Here is a 3179-nt window from a genome sequence, read left to right on the forward strand (position 1 = left end):
TTTACTCTCAGCAACTACCAGCGTTTGTTCAGCGGACTTTTTTTAGGAGTAATTGGCCGATCGCTCTTTTTAGCTTTTTTAACAACCGTTGCTTGTCTTTTCGTTGGCTATCCCCTAGCATTTTTCATCGCCACCCGTCCTCCCCGCTGGCGAAATGCCCTGCTTTTGCTGGTAATTATTCCATTTTGGACTAACTTTTTGGTGAGAACCTACGCCTGGATAATTCTGCTGCGTAGCGAAGGAGTAGTTAACACAGCCCTGCAAAACCTGCAAATTATTAGCGAACCGTTAAACTTGCTTTTTACGCCTTTCGCTGTGGCGATCGGTCTGATTTACGGCTATTTACCTTTCATGGTTCTACCATTATATTCTAGCATAGAACGCTTCAATTTTTCATTAGTAGAAGCCGCTCAAGATTTAGGAGCAAATGACATTATAACTTTCTGGCGCGTATTTTTTCCCTTGACAATTCGCGGAATTGTTGCAGGTTCTATTTTAGTGTTTGTTCCAACAGTTGGCGCTTTTATTACTCCCGATATATTGGGCGGCTCTAAAACAGTTATGGTGGGAAATTTGATTCAAAATCAGTTTATGAAAGCCCGCGACTGGCCCTTTGGTTCCGCCCTTTCTATGTTATTAACAGTAATTATATTGATTCCTGTTTTGATTTATTTCCGCGTATCTGATGAAACTTAAAGAGGTAAATTCAGATTTACAGGTGAGTGAGGGCGGGTTTATGAGATTATTGATTTTAGGCGATTATTGTGGGCAGTTGGCAGTTGGCAGTTGGCAGCAGTTGGCAGTTGGCAGTTGGCAGTTGGCAGCAACAAACAACTGAGAGGGCGGGCACGGGGGCACCGCCCCTACCAACTAACAAATAACAACTAACAACTAACAAATAACAAATAACAACTAACAACTAACAACTAACAAATAACAACTAACAACTAACAACTAACAAATAACAAATAACAAATGACTAAAACAAAACTAGATTTGCTCGTGCGGGCGACTGGAAAAAAGTGGCTTTTGGTACAAGCTGCACTAGCATTTGCCTTTCTTTACTTGCCAATTCTCATCTTAATTATTTACTCCTTCAACACCTCCAGATTCAATGCAGTTTGGCGCGGTTTTACCCTCGACTGGTACCGCAGCTTGTTTAGCAATGCAGGTGCGACGATTGCTAGCAGCAGTAGCGGAATTTTGCCCGCACTCAACAACAGCTTGCTGATTGCAGCGATTTCCACTGTGTTAGCGACAATTTTCGGTACAATGCTGGCGCTAGCACTAGAACGCTTTCATTTTCCGGGACGGAAAGCAGTGGAAGCTTTACTGTTTTTGCCGATTATTATGCCCGAAATTACGATCGGCATTTCGCTGCTAGTTTTCTTTACCCTAGCATTTCGGATCGTAGAAAATCTCACCGGAATTCGCCTCAACCTCGGCTTACCTACAGTAATTATCGGTCACGTTGCCTTTAATATTTCGTTTGTGACGATTACTGTCAGGGCGCGTTTGGCGGAACTCGATCCGACTTTAGAACAAGCAGCTTTTGACTTGGGCGCTAACGAATGGCGGACTTTTTGGCGGATCACTTTTCCTCTGATTTCGCCCGCTATTTTCAGCGCCGCACTGCTGGCTTTTACTTTGTCTCTAGATGATTTTGTCGTGACATTCTTCACCACCGGCGTAGGTTCGATGACTCTGCCGCTATTTGTTTACGGCATGATAAAATTTGCAGTAACGCCAGCGATTAATGCCATCTCAACTTTGATGTTGTTCGCTTCCTTGTTGCTGGTTGTATCATCATTAAAAATTAAAAAAACTTAAAAAAATGTTTTTTGTGTCATAATTATTGTTCGATATAACTCACCAAACCTATGAAACGCCTGCTGAATTTTCTACTTTTGTTTGTGATGAGTGCAACGGTAGCTTTCGGCTGCAGCCCCACAGGCGGCAACCAACAGCAAGTGCTGAGCATTTACAACTATGCAACTTATATTGCCCCAGAAGTTATAGCTCAATTCGAGAAAGAGAACAATGTAAAAATTCAATACGACACTTTCGAGAACAGCGACGCACTCTATGCCAAACTCAAACAGGGAAATCCCGGTTACGATGTAATATTTCCCGCTGATTACATGGTAAAAATCATGGCAGCGGAGAATATGATTGAGCCGCTAAATTTCCAGAACATTCCTAACAAAATCAACCTCGACCCTAAGTTTACCGCTCAATCTTTCGATCCGGAAAATAAGTATTCTCTGCCCTACCAGTGGGGAACAATGGGACTTGGTTACAACCTGAAAGCAACCAAAGGCGATATCAACAGTTGGGCGGCGATGTTCGACCCAAAATATACCGGAAAAGTCGCGTGGCAAGATGATGCCAGATACACCTTTGCCGGCGTTTTGATGTATTTAGGACTCGACCCAAATACAGCTAATCCCGAAGAAATTAACAAAGCCCGCGATTTGCTGATTAAAAGTAAAAATATTATTGCAGCTTTTGTCCCCGACACGGGTCAAAACCTGCTGGATCAAGGAGAAGTCAACCTGACAATGGAATGGAGCGGGGATATTTTTCAGGTGATGAAAGAGAATCCCAATCTCCGCTACGCTATTCCCAAAGAAGGAACAATCATTTTTTCTGACAACATGGCAATTCCCAAAGGTGCGCCCCAGAAAGAGTTAGCCGAGAAATTTATTAACTTCATTTTGCAGCCAGAAGTAGGTGCAAAAATTTCTAACTTTACCCACTTCGGAACGCCGAACAAAGCAGCAATAGACAAAGGTTTAATCGACCCGAAAGATTTGAATAATCCTCAAATTTACCCGCCCGCTGAGGTGTTTGCTAAAATGAAATTCTTGCAGGATGTCGGGAAAGCAACCGCATTGTACGATCGAGCTTGGACGGAAGTTAAAGCAGGATCGGGAAAGTAGATATCAAACAGGTGGCGGGCTGGTTTGCTTGCTCGTTACCAGGCTCTGCCTGGTAATGCAGATAGGCGAGGCTCTGCCTCCTTTGAACTCGCAACTTACAGGAAAGAGGAGTGTAGGAGGTGCTTAAGTTATTAAGTTTTAGATCCTAATACCATTATGCCAAATAAGCGCTAGATATTACCCCCCCAACCCCCCCTTATTAAGGGGGGGGCTAAGAATTCATCAATAGCATATCTT

Annotated in this window: 4 protein-coding genes; all 4 read left to right on the plus strand. The window is 43.2% G+C overall.

Going from position 1 to position 3179, the window contains the following annotated elements:
- Positions 1-696 (plus strand): ABC transporter permease (locus WBA89_RS15535; RefSeq protein WP_424407912.1); only part of this gene is annotated, 696 nt, incomplete at its 5' end.
- Positions 686-838: a hypothetical protein gene (locus WBA89_RS15540; RefSeq protein ID WP_424407914.1), complete on the plus strand. Its 153-nt coding sequence runs from the start codon at positions 686-688 to the stop codon at positions 836-838. The genes WBA89_RS15535 and WBA89_RS15540, both read left to right, overlap by 11 nt.
- 137 nt (positions 839-975) lie before the next feature.
- Positions 976-1830, plus strand: coding sequence for an ABC transporter permease (locus WBA89_RS15545; RefSeq protein ID WP_424407916.1), 855 nt, complete (start codon positions 976-978; stop codon positions 1828-1830).
- A 50-nt stretch (positions 1831-1880) separates the two neighbouring features.
- Positions 1881-2942, plus strand: coding sequence for an ABC transporter substrate-binding protein (locus WBA89_RS15550; protein WP_424407918.1), 1062 nt, complete (start codon positions 1881-1883; stop codon positions 2940-2942).
- The last annotated feature ends 237 nt before the right edge of the window (positions 2943-3179 follow it).

This window comes from Microcoleus sp., assembly GCF_049646505.1.
Classification (GTDB): domain Bacteria; phylum Cyanobacteriota; class Cyanobacteriia; order Cyanobacteriales; family Microcoleaceae; genus Microcoleus.